General features: G+C 47.7%; 19 protein-coding genes and 1 pseudogene. 10 read left to right on the forward strand and 10 right to left on the reverse strand.

Annotation, left to right across the window (positions count from 1 at the left end):
- The first annotated feature begins 4 nt into the window (after positions 1-4).
- Together AAX04_RS07145 and AAX04_RS07150 are read left to right on the forward strand one after the other, a co-directional pair.
- Positions 5-787 (forward strand): thioredoxin family protein, encoded by a 783-nt coding sequence (locus AAX04_RS07145; RefSeq protein WP_066796156.1) that lies wholly within the window; start codon positions 5-7, stop codon positions 785-787.
- On the forward strand, positions 769-1,695 hold the full coding sequence (locus AAX04_RS07150; protein WP_066796158.1) for a homoserine kinase: 927 nt from the start codon (positions 769-771) through the stop codon (positions 1,693-1,695). The genes AAX04_RS07145 and AAX04_RS07150 overlap by 19 nt, the downstream gene beginning before the upstream one ends.
- On the opposite strand, the gene AAX04_RS07155 is transcribed toward AAX04_RS07150, so the two are convergent.
- Positions 1,682-3,463: an aldehyde ferredoxin oxidoreductase family protein gene (locus AAX04_RS07155; RefSeq protein WP_066796162.1), complete on the reverse strand. Its 1,782-nt coding sequence runs from the start codon at positions 3,461-3,463 to the stop codon at positions 1,682-1,684. The genes AAX04_RS07150 and AAX04_RS07155 overlap by 14 nt on opposite strands.
- A 116-nt stretch (positions 3,464-3,579) precedes the next feature.
- On the opposite strand from AAX04_RS07155, the gene AAX04_RS07160 reads away from it, so the two are divergent.
- Positions 3,580-4,455 carry a fumarylacetoacetate hydrolase family protein gene (locus AAX04_RS07160; RefSeq protein WP_066796164.1) on the forward strand — a complete coding sequence of 292 codons (876 nt, stop codon included), beginning with the start codon at positions 3,580-3,582 and terminating at the stop codon, positions 4,453-4,455.
- Between the two features lie 55 nt (positions 4,456-4,510).
- Here AAX04_RS07160 and AAX04_RS07165 read toward each other — a convergent pair whose 3' ends face one another.
- Entirely contained in the window at positions 4,511-4,894 is a 384-nt protein-coding gene (locus tag AAX04_RS07165; RefSeq protein ID WP_066796167.1) for a PIN domain-containing protein, read from the reverse strand.
- Positions 4,895-5,026: 132 nt separating this feature from the next.
- On the opposite strand from AAX04_RS07165, the gene AAX04_RS07170 reads away from it, so the two are divergent.
- Positions 5,027-5,728: an HAD family hydrolase gene (locus AAX04_RS07170; RefSeq protein ID WP_066796170.1), complete on the forward strand. Its 702-nt coding sequence runs from the start codon at positions 5,027-5,029 to the stop codon at positions 5,726-5,728.
- 2 nt (positions 5,729-5,730) lie between these two features.
- Positions 5,731-6,270, forward strand: coding sequence for an inosine/xanthosine triphosphatase (locus AAX04_RS07175; protein ID WP_066796173.1), 540 nt, complete (start codon positions 5,731-5,733; stop codon positions 6,268-6,270).
- A 1-nt stretch (position 6,271) separates the two neighbouring features.
- Here AAX04_RS07175 and acs read toward each other — a convergent pair whose 3' ends face one another.
- From acs to AAX04_RS07195, 4 genes are all read right to left on the reverse strand, one after another.
- Complete coding sequence (gene acs, locus AAX04_RS07180) at positions 6,272-8,272, reverse strand: acetate--CoA ligase (RefSeq protein WP_066796176.1); 2,001 nt, start codon at positions 8,270-8,272, stop codon at positions 6,272-6,274.
- Positions 8,273-8,401: 129 nt separating this feature from the next.
- Complete coding sequence (gene nagA, locus AAX04_RS07185; protein WP_066796179.1) at positions 8,402-9,553, reverse strand: N-acetylglucosamine-6-phosphate deacetylase; 1,152 nt, start codon at positions 9,551-9,553, stop codon at positions 8,402-8,404.
- Between the two features lie 22 nt (positions 9,554-9,575).
- Positions 9,576-10,322 carry a DUF1614 domain-containing protein gene (locus tag AAX04_RS07190; RefSeq protein ID WP_066796180.1) on the reverse strand — a complete coding sequence of 249 codons (747 nt, stop codon included), beginning with the start codon at positions 10,320-10,322 and terminating at the stop codon, positions 9,576-9,578.
- Positions 10,323-10,364: 42 nt separating this feature from the next.
- The gene (locus tag AAX04_RS07195) at positions 10,365-11,648 is read right to left on the reverse strand and encodes an amidohydrolase (RefSeq protein ID WP_066796182.1); all 1,284 of its coding nucleotides are present in this window, start codon (positions 11,646-11,648) and stop codon (positions 10,365-10,367) included.
- Between the two features lie 147 nt (positions 11,649-11,795).
- Here AAX04_RS07195 and AAX04_RS07200 point away from each other — a divergent pair, with 147 nt between their 5' ends.
- Both AAX04_RS07200 and AAX04_RS07205 read left to right on the forward strand, forming a co-directional pair.
- On the forward strand, positions 11,796-11,978 hold the full coding sequence (locus AAX04_RS07200) for a hypothetical protein (RefSeq protein ID WP_066796185.1): 183 nt from the start codon (positions 11,796-11,798) through the stop codon (positions 11,976-11,978).
- A gap of 106 nt (positions 11,979-12,084) precedes the next feature.
- Positions 12,085-12,285, forward strand: a complete 201-nt coding sequence (locus AAX04_RS07205; protein ID WP_084761259.1) for a hypothetical protein — start codon at positions 12,085-12,087, stop codon at positions 12,283-12,285.
- Between the two features lie 232 nt (positions 12,286-12,517).
- Here AAX04_RS07205 and AAX04_RS07210 read toward each other — a convergent pair whose 3' ends face one another.
- The gene (locus AAX04_RS07210) at positions 12,518-13,951 is read right to left on the reverse strand and encodes a cobyric acid synthase (RefSeq protein WP_066796188.1); all 1,434 of its coding nucleotides are present in this window, start codon (positions 13,949-13,951) and stop codon (positions 12,518-12,520) included.
- Between the two features lie 51 nt (positions 13,952-14,002).
- Between AAX04_RS07210 and AAX04_RS07215 the strand changes: the two genes are divergently transcribed.
- Positions 14,003-14,851, forward strand: a complete 849-nt coding sequence (locus AAX04_RS07215; protein ID WP_066796194.1) for an ARMT1-like domain-containing protein — start codon at positions 14,003-14,005, stop codon at positions 14,849-14,851.
- A 343-nt stretch (positions 14,852-15,194) separates the two neighbouring features.
- Here AAX04_RS07215 and AAX04_RS07225 read toward each other — a convergent pair whose 3' ends face one another.
- Positions 15,195-16,652 carry a dihydrolipoyl dehydrogenase gene (locus AAX04_RS07225; protein WP_066796199.1) on the reverse strand — a complete coding sequence of 486 codons (1,458 nt, stop codon included), beginning with the start codon at positions 16,650-16,652 and terminating at the stop codon, positions 15,195-15,197.
- A gap of 373 nt (positions 16,653-17,025) precedes the next feature.
- On the opposite strand from AAX04_RS07225, the gene AAX04_RS07230 reads away from it, so the two are divergent.
- A complete protein-coding gene (locus tag AAX04_RS07230; RefSeq protein WP_066796213.1) occupies positions 17,026-17,451 on the forward strand; it encodes a metal-sulfur cluster assembly factor in 426 nt (141 codons plus the stop codon).
- 22 nt (positions 17,452-17,473) lie between these two features.
- On the opposite strand, the gene AAX04_RS07235 is transcribed toward AAX04_RS07230, so the two are convergent.
- A complete protein-coding gene (locus AAX04_RS07235; protein WP_066796202.1) occupies positions 17,474-18,634 on the reverse strand; it encodes an alkaline phosphatase family protein in 1,161 nt (386 codons plus the stop codon).
- Positions 18,635-18,764: 130 nt separating this feature from the next.
- On the opposite strand from AAX04_RS07235, the gene AAX04_RS07240 reads away from it, so the two are divergent.
- The gene (locus AAX04_RS07240) at positions 18,765-19,049 is read left to right on the forward strand and encodes a MoaD/ThiS family protein (RefSeq protein ID WP_066796205.1); all 285 of its coding nucleotides are present in this window, start codon (positions 18,765-18,767) and stop codon (positions 19,047-19,049) included.
- A gap of 64 nt (positions 19,050-19,113) precedes the next feature.
- Here AAX04_RS07240 and AAX04_RS12160 read toward each other — a convergent pair.
- Positions 19,114-19,850, reverse strand: a pseudogene (locus tag AAX04_RS12160) (hypothetical protein); the annotation flags it as partial.

Genomic DNA, 19,850 nt, shown 5'->3' on the forward strand with positions numbered 1-19,850 from the left:
AGCCATGGACGTTGAGGTGTTTGTGCATCCAACATGCTCAACATGCCACACGTTGATTAGGCTACTGAAGCAGTGGGGTTACTTACAGCACGTTAAGGTTTACGACACGTCAATTGACCCTCACTTAGCCCTTGAAAGGGGTGTTAGGTCTGTACCAAGCATATTCATTAATGGCGAGTTAGTATTTGCAGGTATTGTGGATTACGGTAAGCTTAAGGAAATGTTAAGTGCTGGGTTAGTAAATATGGGGGATGGGGAATTAAGCGATGAGGAGTTGGTTGAGAGATTCCTGAGGGGGGTTCTTGATTCAATAGCCACGGCACTGTGGCTGTACATTAATGAGAGGTGTGAGGCTTTTGCATCGGATGAGAGGTACCTAGGTGCAATAACAAACCTAACACTGTTCAGCAGGGTTAACTTAGCTAGGCTGGTGAATATACTTAACAATAGGGATAGATGTATGAGTATTATTCGGGGTAATGAGGAGAGGTTCCTAAGGGTTATAGCTACTAACTTTGCCAGGGAAGTTTACTGGCTTAGTGGGAAGGTCACGTGGAGTGACGTTAAGGATGGCTATAGTATTCAGTCATTGGCCCACTGGGCTATGGTTAGGGGGAGTGTTAGTAGGGTTGGCTTAATACCACATAGCCTAAGTGACCCAGTTTTCAGGGGTAAGATTGAGAAGCTGTGGAGGTATCTAAGTGAGCATTTTGATGAGTTAATAGTGAAGGTGTCTACTGAGCAGGAGGAGCTTAAGGGTGATGTAGATTGGGTACTGAGGAGTTAATAGTCTCCTCACCAGCATCAATAGCAAACCTCGGGCCAGGTTTTGACTCACTGGCCCTAGCCATAAAACCACCACAGGATGTGGTCAGGGTTAGGGTTAGTGGTGGTGAGGGGGTCGTAATTAGGAATGATGGTGAGTACGCCTCAGAGCTACCTAACGAGCCCAGCGATAACTCAGCCTACCTGGTCGCTAATAGGGCACTTGAGCTAGCCGGCGTTAAGGCTAGGATTGAGGTGACGGTGATCAAAGGTATTAAGCCAGCTAGCGGGCTAGGTAGTAGTGGCGCCACGTCTGCAGCTGTGGCTTATGCGATGAACAAGTTACTTAACCTTGACCTTGACCAATGGGGGTTAGTGGAGCTTGCCTCCTATGGTGAGTTGGCTTCAGCTGGGGTTAGGCACATGGATAACGTGGCGGCTTCACTATTTGGGGGATTGGTGATAGTTAACTCAACTGTGAGGCAGGTGACTAGGCTCGACTTCCCAGGCATATACGTGCTAATAGTCATTGAGGGTTCTAAGCCTAACACGGGCTACATGAGGAGTATACTCCCCAAGAGTTATACGCTGGATGACGTAGTTACCAATATAGCTAGCGTGGCCCAGCTGGTTGCCTCAGTGTTTAAAGGTGATTTATCACTGTTCTCAAGGGTTATTGAGAATGATAGAGTTGCCATGCCGTACAGGATTAAGGCGTATGGCCATTGGGGGATCGTTAAGGATACGCTCATTAGGCATGGTGCCCTTGGCGTGATACTAAGTGGGGCTGGGCCTTCAATTGTCGGTTTCTTTAAGGATGAACCCAATGTGGTGGAGATTGAGGGGGAGCTTCGTAAATTAGGTTTAAGGCCTAGGGTAATGTTAACTAGGCCCTCTAATGAGGGTGTCCGTGAGGTTAATTACTATTGATTATGCCTAGCTTAACCAGTGTCTCCTGCTTAGGCACACCATTTTCATCATAACCCCTCAACTGGTAGTACCTCTTAACCATGCCCTGCCATTCCTCCTCAGTAACCACATACTTCTTACCCTCATACTCCACGGGCTCCCTAAGCCACCTTGGTGGTAGCCTATCCTGCTCAATGGTTGTGCCATTAAGGAACCTGTGCATGACTATAATCCTCTGGGCAGTCTCCTTGAGCTCACTAACGGTGTAGTTAAAGCCGGTCACCGCATTAAGGGTGTTCTTCATGGTCTCCCAGTCGTAGATGTACCTACCGAATTTGCAGAGGAGCATTGAATCATAGAGGGTGCTTCTCTCCTCATAATCCATAACGGCCATGACCTTCTCATCACCTGTGGCGAACCTACCACCACCCTGCCCAGCAATATCAAGCGCGTATGCCATCGTCCACAGGTGGTCAGCCCCCCTCTCCGATACGGAGTAGTTTAATGCCATGCCCTTAAGGGTCCTTGGATCGTAGCCAGCTGGTTCAAGCCCCTTAACGTGAATAGCCAAGTCCTCAGCGTTAAGTCTCTTGGCTAATCCCCTAACGCCAAGTGCAGTCAATTCACCTAACCCCCTCCTGTAGGCTGTGTCGTATATCAGCTTCTTGATGCCCTCATAGTCACCCCACTTAGGTGCATTACTGATAAGCCCCTTCTCACCTAGGTAAATTAGGAATGCTATGGTGTTACCTAGGCTTATTGAGTCAAAGCCAAGCCTATCGGCTAATTCACTTAGTTCAATTAGATTCTCTGGATCGTTAACGCCTGTTAACCCCCCTAACGCCATGGATGTCTCATACTCCAAATCGTACTCACCTCTACTCGACTTAACAACCTTATGGCATGCAACAGGGCAGTATAGGCATGCACCATTCTTAATGAAGTAATCAACCTTAAGTACCTTCTCCCAGGATATCCTCTCCCAACCAGGCATAACTACCTTGGTCCAGTATATGCTTGGGAAGAAGCCCATGTTGTTACCAACATCAATGAGCCTAACGGTACCACCGGCCCTTAAAGCCGCCTCGCCTGGGTTAGTCACAGATAATTTTCCAAGGTTCTTAACCAAGTCATTGTATGTCTTTGCGTCGGCCACATCAACATCCCTTGAGGTTGGTATGAAAACAATCGCCTTAATCATCTTAGAGCCCATGACAGCCCCACCACCTGTTCTACCAAACTGCCTCCACTCCTCATGGTTAATCGCGGCGAACGGCACCTTATTCTCGCCGGCTGGACCTATGGTTAATACTGCTGAGTTTTTGAACTCACGTTTAAGGGCTCTCTCTGTCTCAACGGTATCAAGCCCCCATAAGTCCCTGGCATCCCTAACCTCCACTTTGCCGTCAGAAACCACTAGGTATACAGGCTTTTGCGAACTGCCCGTGATGACCATGGCATCGAGGCCTGCGTACTTCAAGTAAGCCCCAAGCGTCCCCCCAACTGTTGAGTAGTTCCACCTATCGTTAAGTGGGGACTTGAATAGCGCAATGGCCCTAGTGGCTAGGGGGATCCGGGTACCACCCAATGGCCCCGTGGCTATTATGAGGGGGTTCTCTGGGCCGTATGGGTTTACATCCTGAAGTTTAAGGTTCATATCCATTATTAGCCTTAATCCAAGGCCCCTACCACCTATGAACATCCTAGCCCACTGCTCCTTAACCCCATTAACCCTAAGCGTACCCTTACTTAAATCGAAGAATATTATCCTATTGGCGTAGCCATGCATAAATGGCCCCCTCCTTAATGCTTAAATATTTTTCCTAAGTAAAATCAATAACTCTCGCCCTTAACTCATCGTTATGATTGATAATACTTATAAAGTGGAATTACGTGGTTACATTCATGAGAATTTTCAGGTTAACTAACGGTATCAGCAACTTCACGTACGTCATGATCAACGGTAAGGTCTTTGAACTAGGTATGGATCCAGTCCTAGCCCTGATTAACCATGCAAAGGGTTTAAGTGTAAGTCTAGGTAGCGAGGTGTTGATTAACATTGACGAGGTTTTTAAGAGGGATTATAGGGTTAGTGGTTTAAGGTTCACTAAACCCTACGACCCACCTGAGGTCTGGGGGAGTGGGATAAGTTATGAGGTTTCTAGGAGGAGGTACTCTGAGGAGGGTGATGTGGCTAAGATAGGTGGTAAAACCATATATGAGAGGGTTTATGACGCGGAGAGACCTGAAATATTCTTCAAGGCCACGGCGAATAGGTGCGTTGGGCATGGGGAGCCAATAGCCATTAGAGGTGACTCAAATTGGACCTTACCGGAGCCTGAATTGGGTGTTGTAATATCTAGGGATGGTAAGGTGCTCGGTTACACAATAATAGATGACGTCTCGGCTAGGGATATTGAGGCTGAGAATCCACTGTACCTACCCCAATCCAAGATATACGATGGCTGCTGCGCCTTCGGACCATTCATAGTGACCCCGGATGAGATTAAGGACCCCTATTCACTCCAAATAAGGCTTAGGATAATTAGGGGTGGTGAGGTTATTTATGAGGGTGAGGTGAGTACTAGGCAAATGAGGAGGAGAATTGATGAGCAGGTAAAGTACTTGATAAGGAATAATACCGTACCTGACGGTACAATACTGATGACTGGGACAGGTATACTGCCAGGTAAGGATTCAGCCCTCAGGGAGGGTGATGTAGTCGAGATAAGCATAAGCGAAATAGGGACATTAATTACCCCGGTTATTAAGCTTAAGTGAATGTTAAATCATCTAATAAAGGGCGCCCCTTAAAGGAGTTGAAGGTTAAAACAAGCTAAGTGGTGAATCTCCTTAGGGCCCTCCTATAATATATGACAGTTACACCACTCTTCTCAGCCCTCCTCCTAAGTTCCGAGTCACAGGTCACTAGGAATCCACCTGTTTCCTTAGCCAATTTTAGCACATCATCATCAGCCTTACCATCCAATGACGCTATTGAGAAGTACACTGGTATTAACCTGTTGAGCACCAGCGCAGCTGCCTTACCCCTCCTCCCACCCTTCTTAGATAGGAGCCACAATTCCCTAACAACGCTAGCCGTCACGACAGGCAGTATTAAGCCCTCCACGGCCTCCTTAACATTACTAATCACATCAATCCTCTCATCAATGGCTAATAGCAGTGCGCTCGTGTCGAACACCACAACCTTAATATCCACACTTACCCCTCTGTCTCAGGGCTTATTAACAATGTGTAACGTGGTAAATTCAATGATTAGCCTAATTAACTCATCCATGATTACTATCGCCGTGAAAGAATATTTTAAAATCAACGCAACATGTAGGTAACTATGGGTGGACTACTACTTGCCGCCGACTACCACTGGACATTAGCGAATGAAAGGAATGGCGAGTTCACGGTTAATGCGGACGTTTTAAACGCCATAACGAACTTCATTAACCTGGGCAATTCATTTGCAGTGGTAACCAGCGGGGCAACCCGTCATGTTAAGGGGCTTAGTGCGTTAATGGGTAAGGTCTACCTGGCCCTTGAGAATGGATTAATAGTGGTTAAGCCTAGTGGTGAGAGGATTATTAATGCACCAGCCCAATGGTGGCGGCTTAGGGATGAGGTTAAGGCTCATTTATCGGTGTTAGGCGTTAGGTTCAGTGAGGGTGAGGTATCTTTGTTCACTGAGAACAGTAAGGCTGTTATTGATGCTTTGAGTTCATTTGACGTTAAGCTTGAGGTTAACAGAAACATGCTTTCAATAATGCCTAAGGGTGTGGATAAGGGGTATGCCATTAACGTTTTGAGGAGGCTAATTAAACCAAGCCTAGTTATATCAATCGGCGATGCCGAGAATGACATACCAATGCTTAGGGCAGCTGACATACCTGTGGCCGTGGGGAATGCGCTACCTGAGGTTAAGGGTATTGCAAGGTACGTAACCAGGGGTGAGGATGGCCAAGGGGTAGTGGAGCTAATAAACATCATACTCAACTGCCGGGGTGACGTGGCTAGGTGTATAGATGAGGCCAGGGGTCCCTAGGCATGGGTAGGGTAATAGCCGTTGGTTCACTCAACTCAACTAAGATTAACGCCGTAGCTAAGGCATACTCAATGTTCGGCATAACCGTGGATGTAAGGCCCGTTAAGGTTCAGACACCGACACAGCAGCCGCTGGGCCTTAGTGAAACCACCAATGGGGCAGTGTTGAGGGCTAGGCTGGCATTAGAAGCCGTTAATGAAGCCGAAGAGGCTGTTGGTATTGAGACTGGGTTGGTAAAGGTAGGTGATTTAACTTACCTAAACATACCTGTGGCTGCAATCATGAGTAGGGACGGTTACCTGACCATAGGTATTGGGCCTGGTTTTGCAATACCCACCAGTTTAATTAGAAACGTGGAGTTGGGTATGGAGCTTGAGAAGGCAGTGGAAATGCGGTATGGCTATGCTAATGCCGGTGAGTCAATGGGGCTTGTGGGTATTTTAACCAGGGGCCTGGTTACCCGGCTTGATGCCAACACTTGGTCGGTTTTAATGGCATTAATACCCAGGTTACCCTGGAATAGAGGGCTTTACGGCGGCTAGCTTAACGCTGGCCCATTAATTCCCTACTTAACTCCTCGTAGGCCTTCCTAGCCTCATCAATACTAGTCTCATCTTCAAGTGCGGTGGTGTCGCCTAGTGGTTGACCTATTAAGACCTGCTTAAGCAATCTCCTCATTATCTTACCGCTCCTGGTCTTTGGTAGCTTGGTTACGAATAGTATCTCCGCTGGCTCAGCTATGGGGCCTATTACCTCCCTAACCCAATTCCTTAACTCAGCCTTCAACTCCTTGCTTGGTGAGAAACCAGCCCTAAGCACGACGAAGGCCACCGGGACCTCACCCTTAACCAGGTCTGGCATGCCCACCACTGCTGATTCGGCAACTGCCTTATGGGATACTAGGGCTGATTCTATCTCATAGGTGCCTAACCTATGGCCAGACACCTTTATGACCTCGTCAGCCCTCCCTAGGACCCATATGTACCCATCCTCATCCTTAATAGCCCAATCACCTGCATAGAACATGTCAGGGAACCTGCTCCAGTAAACCTGAATATACCTATTAGGGTCACCCCAAATGGTAAGCATCATGCCTGGCCATGGCTTCTTAATCACCAAGTAGCCCCTCTTACCCTGGACAGGCCTACCCTCATCATCAACCACGTCTGCATCCACTCCAAGTAGTGGGAGGCCATTGGTGCCTGGTTTCATTGGTATTAGGGCTAGCCCAGGTGCATGGCTTATTAATATGCCACCAGTCTCCGTCATCCACCACGTTGAACCGAAGGGCACACTCTCCCTACCTAGCCATCTCCAAGCCCATCTCCAAGCTTCAGGGTTTATCGGCTCGCCGACACTGTTAATTATCCTTATTGTGGAGAAGTCATGCCCCTTAACCCAATCATCGCCATACCTCATGAAGGTCCTTATGGCTGTTGGTGATGTGTAGAGTATTGTCACACCATACCTCTCCACAATCCTCCACCACCTATCCGGTGCTGGGTAGTCTGGAGCACCCTCATACATAACCTCGGTGACGCCCTCCATGAGTGGGCCAAACACTATGTAACTGTGCCCAGTCACCCAGCCTATGTCGGCTGTGCACCAGTACACGTCAGTGTCCTTAACATCAAAGACCCACTTCATGGTTGCGTGGAGGAGTGTCATGTAGCCCCCTGTATCGTGCACAATGCCCTTAGGCTTACCCGTAGTCCCAGAGGTGTATAGTATGTACAGTGGGTGTTCGCTCTCCACCTCCTCAGGTTTCACGTATGCGTTGGCTGGTACACCGCTTAATAGCTCATCCCACCAAATATCCCTACCAGGCTTCATTGGAGTGTCCTTGAGGTTCATCCTCCTGTACACCACAACCCTCTCGACGAATTGTGCATTCCTCAACGCCTCATCAACAACATCCTTAAGCCTAATAACCCTCCCCCTCCTCCAGAAGGCATCAGCCGTGAACACAACCCTAGACTTGGCGTCAATTACCCTATCAGCTAGGGCTTGGGCGCTGAACCCTGAGAAGACCACTGAGAATATTACACCTAACCTAGCCAGGGCCAGCATTAGTATGGGTAATTCAGGGATCATTGGTAGGTATATGGTCACCGTGTCCCCCTTCCTTAAACCCAACTTATCCCTAATTGCGAAGGCTAGCCTATTAACCTCCCTATACAGGTCATAGTAGGTTAGCTTCCTCACCTCAATTGGGTTGCCTGATGGGTCAACCGGCTCCCCCTCCCATATTATGGCTAGTTTATTCTTACGCCACGTGTTAATATGCCTATCAACAGCTAGGTATGAGGCATTCAGCCTACCACCCACAAACCACTTATAGAATGGGGGCTGTGGGTCCGCGACCAGCACCTTGTCCCAGGGCTTAAACCATTCAAGCTCTTTAGCCACGTTAGCCCAGAAGTCCTCAATATTGCTTATGCTCTTGCTATGCATGGCCTTGTAGGAATCTATACTAGTGGTGTTTGGCCAGGAATTCAACACTATTCTCTCTTTGTAGGGTAGATTCTCCTCACTAATTGACATGAAGCAGAGTATTTCACAATTTGCTTTTAAATATTTCCTCGATGCGATTAATTGTATATTAACCTATAGATTAATGATGCAATTTTTATAAAAGTAATATGGCCATACATTAATCATTAATCACTCGCTTTACTTACCATAAACCATGGTGCCGCCAACGTAGGTTGCCATCAGCCTTAACTTGTCATCAATGACTATGAAGTCGGCTAGGCAACCTGGCTTAAGACAACCCATGCTGTGTTCACCTATCGATAGGGCTGGGTTCATTGAGGTGAGCCTTAGGGCATCACTTAACCTTAACCCCAACTTAACCAAGTTCCTTAGGGCATTATCCATGGTTAACACGCTCCCAGCTAGTGTTCCGTCAGGTAATGTTGCTCTACCATTCTTAACAATGACCCTTAAACTACCCAGCTCATACTCACCCTCCCCAAGGCCAGCGGCTGGCATGGAGTCCGTTACTGCCAGCACCCTGTGTAACCCAGCTTGCCTTATGGTGAATAGTATAGTCTCAGGCCTTAGGTGAACTAGGTCTGTTATGAGCTCTAGGTATACGTCTTCAGAGTCAAGGAGGGCCATGGCGGCACCCAGTTCCCTATGGTGAATCCCAGTCATGGCGTCGAAAAGGTGGGTTGCCCTTGAGGCACCCATGGCTATTGCCCTCATGACTGTCCCATAGTCGGCATCGGTATGCCCTATGCTTGGTATTACGCCTATGCTGGACATGTGTTTAATGAGACTCATGGCCCCCTCAACCTCAGGCGCAATCGTCATTACCCTCACTAAACCACCAGACTCCTCGTAGTATTGATCAAACTCCTCAATCCTAGGTGGCCTTATTGCTGAGGGGTTTTGGGCACCCTTCCTCCTGATGTTTATATAGGGCCCCTCCAGGTTAAGTCCAAGCACCCTAGCCCCATTACCCACAGTCCCATCGCCCTGCTTAACGTATTGCCTAACAATGCCGGCCACCCTCATTAATGCTTCGTGCGGTGCGGATACGGTGGTTGGTAGGAATGCGGTCACGCCGAAGCTGGCGTAGCACCTAGCTAGGTTGCTGAGCTCACTAATCGACTTCATAGATGTAACCTCAATACCACCGCAACCATGTGTATGCGTATCTATGAGACCCGGCGCCGCTAAGTAACCCCTGTAATCCACGTCGAAGGGCCCACCCTCCTCAATATCTATTATCCTGCCGTTGTCGATGACCAGGGTGGCGTCGTGAATTGTGTGGATTGGCGTATACACTTCGTCAAACCTAAACCTACGCTGAACCATACGTGGGTTTTAGAAGGCTGCTTTAAAGTGTTGATATTAAGGATGCGTAGAAGACGGCCAGTATACCGGTGAAGAATATGCCATCGAAGGTACCGGCGCCTCCAATATCTGCGATAATCGGTGCCGCCTCTATGACCTTGCTTATGTTGAGTAAATCAGCCCCTATTAGGGTACCCAGCACACCCGTTACGTAGGCTACCACCGGGGTTACGAATATGTATACATTTGAGGTTAAGGCTATTGCCATGTATGACATGAGAGCTGCCAATATGGGTGGTACTATGGCTGGTGTCACAACCCCCACAGCCGGCACAACCCTAGAGATTCTATTAACTATGAGCGCGGTAACCAGCACTGACACCACTATTGGCACCGCTAGGCCTGGGTACCTTACGTAAAGCATGTATGTTAAAAACGCCGAGACGGCTACGGGTATTAATGCTCCCCCGGCGTTAATTGATATTGCTGTCCTCCTGGCTTGGGTCAGGAAAGTGGGTATTTTAAATGTCATGCCGAAGAGTGTTATTGATGTTACCGCCGGGGTATAGACCGTTGTGTTGACTTCGTAAATCACCACGTGAATTGAACTCATGACTAGGCTAATGATGGTTATCAGGAACCCCACTAGGGCTGAGTAGTATGAGGATAGGCCTATCAGTGATAGGGCAGTGGCTAGGTTTAGCATGTAGGCCGGCAGCACTATGATTGATAATAGCAGGTACACAATGCCCCTAGTCCTAGTGAAGGGCCAGTAAACCAGTATCCTCACACTACTCAACTAATCAACCTGTAATGGGGATTTAAGCTTTAATTAGCCGTTCAACATGCCCCGTAGGTACTCGTTAAGCTCTCTGCTGATGACCAGTGCCCTCTCGATAAGCTCCTCCCTATTATGCGACCCATACACAACCTTACCATTAACCACGAGGTACTTAACCATGCCACCGTTAGATGAGTAAACTATGTTATTGGCTACGTTTAATTTATTCAGGGGGTTGATCCTTGGGTCCTTAACGTCAAGCACAGTTACGTCACCTAGGTAACCTGGCGCTATCAAACCACCCCTTAACCCAACCGACCTGTAACCATTAACCGTGGCCATTAGCAAAGCCTCCTTAGCCGTAAGTGCCTTGGCGTCCCAATAGTTATTCCTCTGGAGCAGTACAGCCATCCTCATCTCCTTAAACATATCCAGCGAATCCCCAGTGCCCGGTCCATCAGTGCCGAGGGCGACGTTAGTCCCCTTAAGCAGTTCCTTAATTGGGAAGAAGCCCGCCGTGGCCAGCTTCATGTTTGATGATGGGCAATGCACCGCTGTGGCCTGGGTCCTCACTATAAGCTCCAGCTCCCAGTTAGTCACCCAGCCAAGGTGGACTAGTATTGTTGATGAGTCCAGTAACCCAAATTTGCTTAAAACCTCCACCGGGTATAGGCCATACCTACCCCTAACCGTGTAAACCTCCCGCCTGGTTTCGCTTACATGCGTATGTAGCCTTAGGTTAAGCTCCTCCTTAAGTTCACGAACCCTCATTAAGGTGTCCTCGCTGTTGGCGTAGACGCTGTGAAGGTTTAGGATGGGTTTAATGAGCTTAGAATCCCTGACCCTAGACACTAGGTTCCTTAGCTCGTTCTCTGTTAACTTAGGGTCTCTTAAATTGTCGATGAAGGTCGGCCCCTCGAAGACCCTTATACCGTACCTCTCAACCAGGTCAACAACATCGGGGTTGAAGTACATGTCTAGCACCGCGGATGTGCCATTCATGATTGATTCTATTAACCCAAGCTCAAAGCCCTTAAGTATCACGTCACTTGTGAGCCTTTTCTCCATCCCCCATATGACGTTTAACCAATCCTCAAGTTCATGGTCACTAACAAGCCCCCTAAACATGGTCATTGCCAGATGGGTATGTGCATTAAATAGGCCCGGTATAGCTACACCGTCACATTTAACGACCTCAGCCCCATTAACGTCAACATCACCCACCTGCTGAATGACACCGTCATCACTGATCAGTATGCTAACCCCCTCAAGAACCTTAACGTCACCATCCTCAGTGGGCGTCACCACGTACCTGCAATCCCTAAGTAGCAGCATCTAAACCCACCTATGCGATCCCTTAACCAAGCTAAAGCTATTTCCCTCATCAACAGCAACCTTACCCTAAAGGCTAAGTTCAACTTCATTGTTACAGGGTTTATTAACCTCCCGCCTGTTAAGTTTTAAAGCTAAGAGGTGGCTGCAATGAGGCATACGGTTGCTGTGGTTAGGGTTTGTAATCCGTGGGATGGATCTAAGTGTTTTGAGGCTGAGTTGATTGTTGATACATGGGGATTCATGGAGATAGTTTTATTAAAGACTAGCTTTGCATGGGTGTTTGGTGCTTGGGGTGGTGCCCCCGAGAGGGGGTTTCCCTACGTTAGATGAGCCGGTGGGGCGATACCCCACTGTTTCCACCACCCCAAGAACGAAACCATTAACCCCGTAGAGGGAGTAACGGACGAGACCCCCACAACGAAAACCCACCCAAAAGGTGGGGAGGGGTCATACTGGGAGTACGTATACGTGGATAAGGAGGGAGAGGTTGGAGGCTATTGGCGTGAAGCCTAGTGGGGTTAGGAGGTTTAGGACTATTGGGGGTAAGACAGTGGGGAGGGAGGTAGGTGAGGCAGTAATCGAATGCCTAGGGGAAAGGGCAACCAGTATTGTTGTTTTGCTGAAAAGGATGATGTGAAGGTAATGGGTGTTGTTGCACTTGAATCACTGGCACTGGAAGTGGATCCAATAACCAAACAACTGAAGAAGTCAGAATCACTACTAGCATTAACAGCCATGGGTTAGTAGTTGGCGGCTGCGCATCTCAGGGTGGTTAAGTTTGAAATGTATGGTGAATTATCACGTAGGCGTGGGCCATGCTTAGTGAAATACTGAGATAACTTGCTAATTAGGTAATCCATGCCCCATCACTAAAGGTCCATGGTTATGTTGTTGTTAACGACGCGGGCTACTTCGTCGATCCAATGCATGAGGACTTCTATGGATGAGTATGAGTTAACCTTAACACTGCCCTTAGCCATCCTAAGCACTAGCTCCCTAATGTGTGGGTTACTTAGTATGTCATGTAGGCTCGTTGCGAAGATTTTCCTATCCTCATTGAAATAGCCGTCTGGTTCATTAACTGGGTTTCCATTCCTCTCCACAATCACCATGCCCGGTTCATCACCAGTATACCTTACCCTACCCCTACGTATCTCGTAGCCGGTAACCAACTTATCATTCATGATGGCTCTACTATGTGCAACAATCTTATCACTATGGTACGTCACCTGAGCCTTCACGAGCCCCAGCCCTTTAATGTGACCTGGGTTGCCGAACTCGATACCAGTTGGGTCACTCATAATCTCCGTTATGAGTTGGAAGCCCCCGCATATGGCTAGTATCGGCGTTGAACCTGCCATCCTCCTCACCTTCTCATCTAAGCCACTCCTCCTGAGCCACTCCATGGCCAGTGCAGTGTTCTTGGCGCCAGGTAGGATCAGTAGGTCTGGTTCCCCGAGGGAGTCCGGCCACTTAACAAACCTAACGTGGACATCCTCCATGGTTAAAACGCTGAACTCATGGAAGTTCGATATACCTGGGTAGGAGATTACTGCCACGTCCACTGATCCATTACCGAAGTCCACCATGGCCTCGGAGTCCTCTGGCCATAGGTAGCGTGCCTCGTTAACCTCAGGTATGATCCCGTAAACCCTCCTACCGGTCTTCTCCTCAAGCCACTTTACTGCGTCGTCAAGTATCCTTGGATCACCCCTAAACCTGTTTATTATGAAGCCCTTAATCAAATCCCTCCACCTACTTGGTATAGCGTTGTATAGGCCTAAGGCACTTGTGAAGGCTCCACCCCTACTTATATCCAGTACAATGTAGACATCCGCGTTAAGGTAGTCGGCGGGCCTAAAGTTAGCTACGTCGCTTGTTATGTTTGGTTCGTAGGCGCTCCCAGCTCCCTCGCCGATTATTAACCCGAGGGATCTTAGTTTAAGCAACGAGTCCCTAACAATCCTCCACTTATCTATGGGGTTCCTACTATACTCACGGTACTCCATCAGCCCTATGGGCTTGCCTAGCACGATTACTTCGCTCGCTGCTTCATTAACTGGCTTTAGCAGTATTGGATTCATCTCCACAATTGGCTTAACACCTGCGGCGTAGGCCTGCATCGCCTGGGCTAGGGCTACCTCACCTCCGTTGAAGGCTGGGTAACTATTTAGACTCATGTTCTGGGCCTTGAAGGGTACGGCTACCCTATTTTTCCTATTTACTAGCCTAAGTAGGGCCGTGACTAATATGGTCTTCCCACTGTTGGACTGGGTGGCCAGCACATATATACTACGCTTCACTAGCCATGAGGGTGGCGGTAAGCTTTATTTGGGTTACCCATTAACCCCCGCGTGCGGTATATAGACTACGCGGAGTGCACCCTATGCGCCTTAACGTCAAGGCTTAGTGAGCTTAAGAAGTTTAATAGGGATAGTGAGGAATCGGTCAGGAGGATCCTTGTTAGGGTAACCAGTGACCTACCTAAGGGTAGGTCCATCATGTTCGTTAACTCCTTTGAGGAGCTTGCAAGCATAGTGGGTTCCGAGGACCCATACTCCGACGAGAAGGCTCGTTATGAGGGGATTGCTAGAGGCATGCTGGTTCCGAGACTCATCGGCATGAGTGAGGTTGAGTTGGTTAAGGTTGCGGCTGCCGCGAACTCCGTTGACGTGGCTATGTTTAACTACGTCTTTAACGAGGAGATGCTGATACACGGCATTAATGAGGAGCCCGTGTGGCTGGGTATTGATGAACCCAGGTTAGCTGATGTAATTAATAGTGCTAGTAACGTGACCTACATAGTTGATAACGCCGGCGAGTTCGCCATAGACAGCTTGCTAATAGGTAAGCTAGCCACGCACTCAAGGGTTACCGTGGTGGCTAGGCTTAAGCCCTATGAGACAGATGTGACATATGGTTACGTTAGGGATGTGCTTAAGGTTAATGGGGTTAACGTAGTCACTACAGGCAACCGTTACCCAGCCTTCCTAAGCAATGAGGTTTACGACAAGTACATTAACGGCTCAGACCTAGTAATATCCAAGGGTGTGGGTAACTTCGAGGCTTACCTCGAAACAGGCAGAAGACACCCCAACGCCCTATTCCTATTTAGGGTTAAGTGTAACCCACTTAGGAGGATGCTTAACGTGGAGTTTAATAAACCTGTGATACTGCATTCAAGCTACTTAAACCAGTTGTAGGTCGCTTGGTTTTTAATTTGCCGTGTGGGTAACCACCATGGAAAATGCCGCATAACCACAACCCTTGACATAATGGTCAAGTCTTGCTCTTTAGGGTGGGGTTGCGCTACTACGTGGAGATTATAGCGGTGGGTTTGTGAAACTTAGTTTTTGCATGGGTGTTTGGTGCTTGGGTTGGTGCCTCCGGGAAGGGGGTTTGCTTCCCTCCGTCAGATGAGCCGATGGGGCAACACCCCACCATTCACCACCAACCCAAGAACAAAACCAACAACACACAAAACCCCAACAACGAAAAACCCACCCAAAAGAGCGGGAAGGGGGTCATTGGTGATGACTCTTTTTATTAAACGCTGTATCTAATTGCAGCCCTATCTATTGATTCAAATATCGTCGGGTGTGCGTGGGCTAGTAGCGCCAGGTCCTTGACCCTAGCGTTGACGGCTATGGCTAGGGCCACCTCGTTTATTATCATTGACGCCGCCTCGCCGTAAATAACCCCACCTATGATTCTCTGCGTACCCTTTTCAATAATTAGCTTAACCCAGCCATCCCTAACCCCGATTATTTGGGCGTATGAATCATCCTCCAGTGGATATTGCACAACCTCGTAGCCTATGCCCTTAGCCTTAGCTGCATCCTCACTTAACCCAACCATGGCGGCCTCGGGCTCGGTGAATATGGTCATGGGTACCGCGTTGAAGTTAACCTCAAAGATGGGCCTACCCATCATTATGTTCCAGGAGGCTACAACGGACTCCTTCACAGCCGCGTGGTAAAGCATATACCTACCTATTACATCGCCAGCGGCATAAACGTTGGGTACCTTTGTAGCCATGGCGTCATTAACGTCAACGTGGTTCTTATCTACAATGCCCAATTGGTTAAGGCCCTCAACATTAGCCCTTCTACCCACTGCCATTATGACCTCCGAGCCGGCCACGTAGCCTTTACTCCCGTCCGGTTTAGCATACTCGACTATCTTCTGCCCACCCTCTTCCCTAATCCCGGTTACCCTAGAGTTCGTCAATATGGTAACTTCCCTATTCCTAAGCTTATCCTCAATCATGGAGACTATTGATGAATCCCACCCACTCAGTATCCTAGGCAACATCTCAACTATGGTAACCTTAACCCCCAGCCCACTAAGCACGGAGGCCACCTCAACGCCTATGTAGCCTCCACCTATGATGACCACGTCACTGGGTATCTTCCTATACTTTGTCTTATAGCCAAACAGCTCTTGGCTGCCTATGGCAAGTTCAGAGCCTGGTACAGGGATTTTAATTGGCAGTGAGCCTGTTGCTACAATTAGGTACTTCCCCTCAACTTCCCTGCGCCATGATCCATCATCCGCCTCAACCACCACCCTATGGTTATCCACCACCCTTGCGATACCCTTAACAAAGTCCACATTACCATGCTCCTTAATCTCCCTTATGTGTTGAAGATACCTAATATATTGGACATTATCCTTATGGTCAATTAGATTTTCCCAGAGCAACCTAACCTTATCAACGTCATTATTACCCACGGACTTTAATATACCCCTCAACTTCTCAAGTAGGTAAAGAGCTATTGATACTGACTTTGATGGTATGCAGCCTTCATATAGGCAATTACCACCTAAATTACCCTTATCGTCTATTAACAGAACACTGTAGTTACCTTTACTTAACTCAAAGGCGCCGTGATAACCCCCACCCCCACCACCAATTACAATGACATCGTACTTGTCCATCCTTGGTGGATCCTCAAATGATGCATCTGTCGGTGGGTAAACGTCGTATTTGCCAATCGACATATGGAAACCCACATTTCGCATTAAATTATAAAGCCTGGTGAGTCAAAAAATTGATGCCTAAATTCATGAATTTTCTCATCTTTGACTTTAAGCAATGATTAGACGTTCATTGCGAAGACGCTTTTTAAACCCATTGAACTCGGGTTTGCCCAATAATGCATGCAGACAGTTGCTACTTCTTTATACCCTGTGGAATTAGGGGTTTACTTGGCGTGAATTCGTTTTTAGGCTAGGCATTAATGTTCATGATCTAGCATTTAAATTCAGGTGCTTAAGGTTAAGGGATGATGCTAAATGGTTAGTGTTATTTATAAGTGTAAGTGTGAAAGGTTTTTAAACACGTGACACTGATGGTAATTGATAGGTGAGTGTCATGAGTAGTAATGAGGTTAATGAGGAGGTTAACTTCACGTCTAATTTACCACCAGATAAGGTTAAGAGGGTGGTTGAGGCGCTTAGGGATGTTTATGACCCTGAAATACCGATTAACGTGTATGACCTAGGCTTAATATATGATATTAGGCTTGAGGATAAAAAGCTTAAGGTTAAAATGACCCTAACGGCAGTGGGTTGCCCACTTTCACAGGACCTAGGCTACAGGGTTGGTGAGGCATTGCAGGCGGCTTTACCTGAAGCATCAGACATAGACATAGATGTAGTCTTCGATCCACCATGGACACCGTTAAGGATGACTAACCTAGGCAGGGAGATGTTTAAGGCAATATACGGCTACGACATAGTGGAGCAGTGGCAGGCCCAACAGGCTCAGGCCCAGGAGACCCAAACTGGGCAGCAATAGCAACCCCTTGACTTCACGGTCTTCACAGGTTTATTATTGATAATGGGATCTTCATTTCATCGGCCAGTAGGCCGGCGTGATGACCCTTAAACTTCATCACCTTGTCATCATTAAGCTTATAGAGGTAGATCAACACAGTTGAATCAGTTGGTATGGCCCATACGTCGCCCATTCTTGACGCAGTATTGCCAGTGACACCACCCAGTAGTTCATTAATTTCACTTGCATTGTATATTAGTAGTGGCTTGCCTATTGCAGACAAAACTTCCCTAACTTCACCCTCAAGGGATCTGTCACCTAGCTTTAACTGAAGGGCTCTGGGTTCACCGTAGGGGGCTATGGATAGTGAATCCATGAGCCTAGTAATTATCCTTAGGTTAACCACATCCCCCTGCATTACTTGGACTTGCCCATGGTCAGCGGTTATCACTACAGTTGTTGATTGGGGTAAGTGCCTAATTAACCTGCCCAATGAGTTAAGTAGTTCAACCAACGCCACCCTGTACTCCATGGAGCCTGGCCCATATTCATGCTGAACAGAGTCCAGAAGTGGTATGTAGACGTAGACCAGTGAATTACCCTCAACGGCCCTTGAAGCCAACACTAGGGCGTCATAAACGCTGATGTACTCCTTAATCTCAGCACCCCTGTAAATCAGGTCTGATAGCCCGCCACTTAAGCCCTTTGGCAGTATGACTACTGATTGGTAACCGTTAGCCTTAGCCTCCTCAAATATAGTTGAGCCACCATAGAATATGACTCTTGGGTCGTAGCCTGCATCCTTCAACCCATTCCTCTTACCCTCCGGCATAGGCCCCATCGTTAACGTGTTGACTAGGCCACCGGTCTCCTTAACGTACATGACCGTACCGAGCACGCTATGGACACCAGGCGGCACGCCCATGGATAGTGTTGTTAATACCGTTGAAGTAACTGATGGGAAGACTGTGGTTAATTCGTGAACTTCCCCAAGCCACTTAGCCTCCTCACATTCACCACAGTACTGTTTAAGGTGAACGTAACCTAAGCCATCAATTAGCATTAGTAGGATTCTCCTACCCTGAATCCTATCTAGGTCATCCCTTAACCCTGCGTATTGGCTTTTAACACCTAGGAAACTACCTATTGAGACTGATAGATTAAGTATACTTCCCCCGGCATAATCAGGTTTAACCAGGTCCACGTCTTAGGGCGTGTCTCAGCGTTTTTTAACCATTACATTAGATGCATTAGCCCTATTGAACAACCTAAGTGGTCTTGCCTCTTTGCACTACAGGAAAAGATTTATTAGACCCTTGATGGCGACTCAATGCATGAAGGTTACGGTCAAGTTCCTTGCAATATTCTATGAGATGGCTAAGACACTTAGGATGGAGATTGAGGTACCTGATGGAATAACGGTAAGGGAATTGCTTAAGATCATCGATGAGAGGGTTAACCCAAACATATCTAAAACGTTGCTTAATGATGATAGTGGGTTAAGGGAAGGATATAATATTCTGGTTAATGGTAAATCCCTGGACTACATTAAGGGCCTTGACACCATCCTAAATAATGGTGATGAAGTAGTCCTCTTACCACCCATAGGCGGTGGTTAAGCTAGTGGTCTCCATCGTGAATGGCAAGGATTCTGTACTCACTGAGCTGTTTCGGTTTTCTTGATTATTTGTAGTGTACATATTTATTAATGCCTAAGCCTCTTAGGGCTATTAAGTAGGCTGATGTTGTGTGTCTGTCTAGTCCGTGTTTCTTCATTAGTTCGTCGTATTTTGTTGAGTTTGTTGTTCCCCTTGGGTTCACGTATTTGGTTTCTATGCTGTATAGTGGTGCCTTCATGGCTATTTTCTCAATGATTGTGCTTCTGAAGGTCATGACCTTGTGGTTGTAGTTCTCATGCTTCCTATCACCATTCCAAACCCACATTAGCTTCAGCCTACCGAGAACCTCTGGGTTTTCTAGGAACAAAATCCTAACACCATGGTGGTAGGCGTAGTTGAGCATTTCATGAATCCTCACGCCGATTATGCTCCACGCACTGTGCTTGGGGAAGCCTCGTGCAGTCACCTCACTGAACCAGAAGGTGTGGGTGTCCCTAAGCTCACCCTCCTCATCAATGATTGCTAGGTTGATTCTATCCGAGTTAACGTCAACACCACCAATGAGCTTGCCACTGTTTTTCTTATGCCTAGTCATGTGCTCATAATAAACATCCATTGGCACTGTCACTTGAATCTCACCATGAACCCACAGTTGACTACCCCTAACACCGTAATCCCTAACCACAACCCTACCCATGTACTTGACACGTTCAAAAAGAACAGCATTGAGCAATTCCCTGTAACTCCTCGACACAGTGGGCTTTATAACAACCCTACTAATCGACCCATTAAACCTAACAG

Source organism: Caldivirga sp. MU80 (assembly GCF_001663375.1).
Taxonomy (GTDB): Archaea; Thermoproteota; Thermoprotei; order Thermoproteales; family Thermocladiaceae; genus Caldivirga.